The sequence below is a fragment of the Bacteroidia bacterium genome (genome assembly GCA_023228875.1).
In the GTDB taxonomy this organism is placed as follows: Bacteria; Bacteroidota; Bacteroidia; order NS11-12g; family UBA955; genus JALOAG01.
Genome location: JALOAG010000054.1, coordinates 1 through 3,801, shown reverse-complemented (window position 1 = coordinate 3,801; position 3,801 = coordinate 1). Strand labels below are relative to the sequence as shown.

Below are 3,801 nucleotides of genomic sequence, written 5' to 3'. Positions count from 1 at the left end.
AGTTGTCTCAGGCATTATGTACAGTGGCAAGTAGGACAGCAAGATGAAAACCATTTACTGGCAACAGTGTTTAATCTTATGGCATTGTTTTATCATACAAGGAAGCAGGAAGAAAGCAGGAATAATGAAAGAATTTAAATCAAAAGATGGTACAGTAGTCATTATAATCAATATACAAATAGAAAGGAAATAATTATGAAATTATTACAGGTAACAAAAACCGAGACAGGGAAAGAGGAAGCTTTAAGTTTTTTTGATAAAATTGTTAAGCATCTCAGAAAAAAAGGATACAAAAGAATATTTATTTGTTGCAAGAAGAGAGCTCCTCACAAATTCTTTATTGCACGTGAGTGGGACACACAGGATGAAGAGCATGCAGAACGCATACGCCTTGTAGACAGCAGTCATAATGCTTCTATTTCATACAAGCCAATTCCTCTTAATACAATCAAGTATGAGGAAATTCCCGAAGGAGGCATAAGTGAAGAAGGGTAAATTTAAAAAATTGTTGGCATTGTTTCTGACAGTCATCTTTCATGCTCTTGTCATTACTGCATGGCTGGTATTCAAGCCGCTTGTATTTATTAAAACGGTTGGAACATTGTTTATTATCTTTTTTGCTGCGGTTTCAATCGACAGTAGCTACACAGCATGGAGAGATGAATGAATTACACTGACAGCCAAATTAGAAGAATGCTTGCACGTGTTGATGCAAAAGAGATGGCAAGACGTGCACAGTTGACAGTGTACCATGTTTACCATTATGAGAGGACACAGAGGTATGCACCATTCAAGCCACACCATGAAATCATCTTAAAGCATTACTATTCAAAACTACCTGAGGTTGACCATTCTTTACTATTCCCGGTATTAAGTGGCAAAGAAATTGCAGCATTTAGAAAGCAATTAAACTGGTCGCAAAAACAACTTGCACAAGAAACAGGCTTGCACCATATAACAATTAGCAAGATTGAACGTTCACAAGAAAACACTGTTTCTGAAGCACGGATGAAGATTACTTATTGCTTAAGAAAAAAGGTAAAAGAAAAAATGCAAGAAATGTAAAAAAAAGCTTGACAAAAAAGACAGGCATGATTAAATGTAATTAATTCTTTTCTTTAAAATCAGTTAAAGCCCCTTCTAAACAGAGGGGGTTTCTTTTTTTTGCCAAAAATCATACAAAACAGAATATTCGATGAATGATTTATGTTAATTAAATAATTTAAACATGGTTTAATGAATGATAATTTGGCAGGTATACTCATTACCCTGCTAAGTTGCCAAAAGTTATTCTCTGTTGGTATTATGGCTTAATTCGGACACATTGTGCAATTCCTGCAGATAGACAATCACAAATGGTGCTGTTTCATGAAATAAATACCTTTTTTGCACTGTTAGCTCCACCACCTGGCAATCATCTTTAAAAGCGATTTTATTCAAGCCGTCCAGTATCGACTTTGCAATATTATCAAGGTCAGGTGCTTTGGTTGGTTGAATATTCCCTGCAAGAATTTCTGACCTTACCTTTTTTGTACAAGATTTGGGTGGCTGCATGCAGTAAACAATCTTTATCGACACGGCACCATCGTCAATTCGCTTGCCTTTGTTTTGTAAAAAGGATAGCCCAACCAATTTTTCATATTTCAAAGTTTCATATGGAGTGTAAACTGTATTTGTCTTTCTTGAAATGCGTGGTCTTTGTTTTGGCTGGGCTTTACCTGGTATGATAAACTCAAACATGATGCAGGTTTTTCAATTCTTCTTTTGTTAAGAATGTGTAAACAAGCTTGCTATCTATCTTGCCTCTTATCATTATTTCTCTTCTATTTGCACCACTGTCAACATAGCTGACATGCAAGCAATTTGCGTCAACCTCATAGATTAACTGGTCATAGTCAAGCTGGCTGCCAATCATTTTAAACAAATCAAGCTTGCTGATTGTATTGCAATGAATATCCGCAGCCTGCCCCAGTATATGCTGAGAGGAAGGAGCACCTCCAACTGCCTGGTTAACGGCTGGGCTGCGGAAAGCACTTTGAATAACAAGCGGTGCTTTTATTAAATCTCTGATAGGTTGTAACAGATAGAATGTTAATTTACATAAGTTAATTATTTCTCTTTCTTTGGGATTGTTTTCTACCCGCTTGCCATTAATGGATTTTATTCCCGTGATTTTTAGCTCGCTGAACTTGAAATTCTTTGTAACTTGCATACCTTAATTACCTTAGTTACCTTTCTTAAATAGTGGCTTTAAGATATTGTATGCAAATTGTGCAAAGTTAAGCCAGGAGCCATACTTGCTGATTTTGCTATTTGGCAATTGTTCCTTGATTGCTTGTACTGCCACGTCCATTCTTTGTTGCCCCAAAGGTTTTGTAGCATCAAGTTTTACTGGGCTTTTCAATGTTTTATTGTATTCTTTATAATTATACTCTGTGTGGCTAAAGATAAGCAACAGAATTTCTACTGTTTTTTCTGACAAGCCTTTGATTAAAGCACTGCTTTTTATTGACGGTGCTTTCTTTAGTATGATTATATAGATGATTGTTACTATTGCCACGATTGCCATTGTTAATGCTTCTGTATTTTGCATGAGATAGCTTATTATGTTTTCCATTATTTCCTCCATTATTTTTCCATTATTTTTTTATTTTGTTATAAGTTTTATTACTATTGCCACGATTGCCAGCGGGAATGCTGTTAAGATTATCAATGATAACTTGTTTGCAAGCTTTTCTAACTTTTGAATTTCTTTGTTATTTTTTGTTATTATGTCTTGATTGATTGAATGGTTTTCTTTTGTTATTGTTTCTTCTTTACTCATTTTTCACTCCCCTTTCTTTTAATGCTTTCTTTTGCTTTTCTTGTAAACTCAGAAAAAGTTGTTACTGTTTGCTCTTTTAATGTTGTCCATTCATAATTCCTGCCAATGTGCCTACGAATTAGCATGCCAACTTTGTTTTCCATGAAATTATCCCAGTTTTCTTCTTCTAATATTTCATCAAATTCCTCTCCCAGTCTGTGTCCATTTGTGTAGTATATTTTATCAAGTATGGATTTTTCCCTTTCTGTAATGTCTCTAAACTCATGCGACAATGACTGTATTATATCTTCTGTTGTTGCATCCTTTTCTCTCATTTTTTTGTACATTATGCTTGCTTTCTTTAAGCAATGTAACTCCATTACTATTTCAAAAAGTGCCAAAGCCAGCCAGGTTTCAATATACAAATTCCCTGCTTTGCTTAATATTTCAACAAAGGTATTAAACATGTTACTCATGATGGTATCTACATATTGAAAATTGTCTTTAAAGTATTCCTGTATGCCAACGTTTCTTTCCATGCAAAAACCTTGATGCACGATAAACTTGTCTGAGATTATTCTTTCAAAAGCTTTAAGCAAGTCTTCTGTCCTTTTAAATTGGCTTATTAACACCTTGTATCCTATTGAAATGAAAATGCCGGTAAACATTACCAGTGAAACAACGACAAAAATGCTTGCTGTATCAAATCCAGAATTCTTGCTAAGCTTTTCTGCAATGTCTGAAATTATGACCATTGTTGAATCCATCAAGCATGCCTCCTGTTAATCTGGAATGTCCATGTCTTCTATTTGCTCTTCTTCTACCATATCTTGTGAATAGTATTCTACCACCATTTCATCAAGTGCTATTACGGTAGGTTCATCATTCACACACTCGCCTACTACTTTTAAATAGAAATTATTATTCTGCATCATGTATAACAAATGAGCATACGCATAGTTGTAATGATTAGCATCCATTTCATACAGTTGGTATGT

At 34.8% G+C, this 3,801-nt stretch carries 9 protein-coding genes; 3 read left to right on the top strand and 6 right to left on the bottom strand.

What is annotated here, in order from left to right; translation table 11 throughout:
- The first annotated feature begins 195 nt into the window (after positions 1 to 195).
- From M0R38_13150 to M0R38_13140, 3 genes are read left to right on the top strand one after another with little or no spacing between them, the layout of a single operon-like run.
- Complete coding sequence (locus M0R38_13150; GenBank protein ID MCK9482682.1) at positions 196 to 495, top strand: hypothetical protein; 300 nt, start codon at positions 196 to 198, stop codon at positions 493 to 495.
- Complete coding sequence (locus M0R38_13145) at positions 482 to 667, top strand: hypothetical protein (protein ID MCK9482681.1); 186 nt, start codon at positions 482 to 484, stop codon at positions 665 to 667. The genes M0R38_13150 and M0R38_13145 overlap by 14 nt, the downstream gene beginning before the upstream one ends.
- On the top strand, positions 664 to 1,065 hold the full coding sequence (locus M0R38_13140; GenBank protein MCK9482680.1) for a helix-turn-helix domain-containing protein: 402 nt from the start codon (positions 664 to 666) through the stop codon (positions 1,063 to 1,065). Before M0R38_13145 ends, M0R38_13140 begins: the two co-directional genes overlap by 4 nt.
- Before the next feature lie 222 nt (positions 1,066 to 1,287).
- On the opposite strand, the gene M0R38_13135 is transcribed toward M0R38_13140, so the two are convergent.
- The 6 genes from M0R38_13135 to M0R38_13110 form a co-directional block, all read right to left on the bottom strand.
- Positions 1,288 to 1,740 carry a RusA family crossover junction endodeoxyribonuclease gene (locus tag M0R38_13135; protein MCK9482679.1) on the bottom strand — a complete coding sequence of 151 codons (453 nt, stop codon included), beginning with the start codon at positions 1,738 to 1,740 and terminating at the stop codon, positions 1,288 to 1,290.
- Positions 1,733 to 2,212, bottom strand: a complete 480-nt coding sequence (locus M0R38_13130) for a D-Ala-D-Ala carboxypeptidase family metallohydrolase (protein MCK9482678.1) — start codon at positions 2,210 to 2,212, stop codon at positions 1,733 to 1,735. The genes M0R38_13135 and M0R38_13130 overlap by 8 nt, the downstream gene beginning before the upstream one ends.
- A 12-nt stretch (positions 2,213 to 2,224) precedes the next feature.
- The gene (locus M0R38_13125) at positions 2,225 to 2,617 is read right to left on the bottom strand and encodes a hypothetical protein (GenBank protein MCK9482677.1); all 393 of its coding nucleotides are present in this window, start codon (positions 2,615 to 2,617) and stop codon (positions 2,225 to 2,227) included.
- A gap of 30 nt (positions 2,618 to 2,647) precedes the next feature.
- Positions 2,648 to 2,824: a hypothetical protein gene (locus tag M0R38_13120; GenBank protein ID MCK9482676.1), complete on the bottom strand. Its 177-nt coding sequence runs from the start codon at positions 2,822 to 2,824 to the stop codon at positions 2,648 to 2,650.
- On the bottom strand, positions 2,821 to 3,573 hold the full coding sequence (locus M0R38_13115; protein ID MCK9482675.1) for a hypothetical protein: 753 nt from the start codon (positions 3,571 to 3,573) through the stop codon (positions 2,821 to 2,823). The genes M0R38_13120 and M0R38_13115 overlap by 4 nt, the downstream gene beginning before the upstream one ends.
- A 12-nt stretch (positions 3,574 to 3,585) precedes the next feature.
- Positions 3,586 to 3,801 (bottom strand): hypothetical protein (locus M0R38_13110; GenBank protein MCK9482674.1); only part of this gene is annotated, 216 nt, incomplete at its 5' end.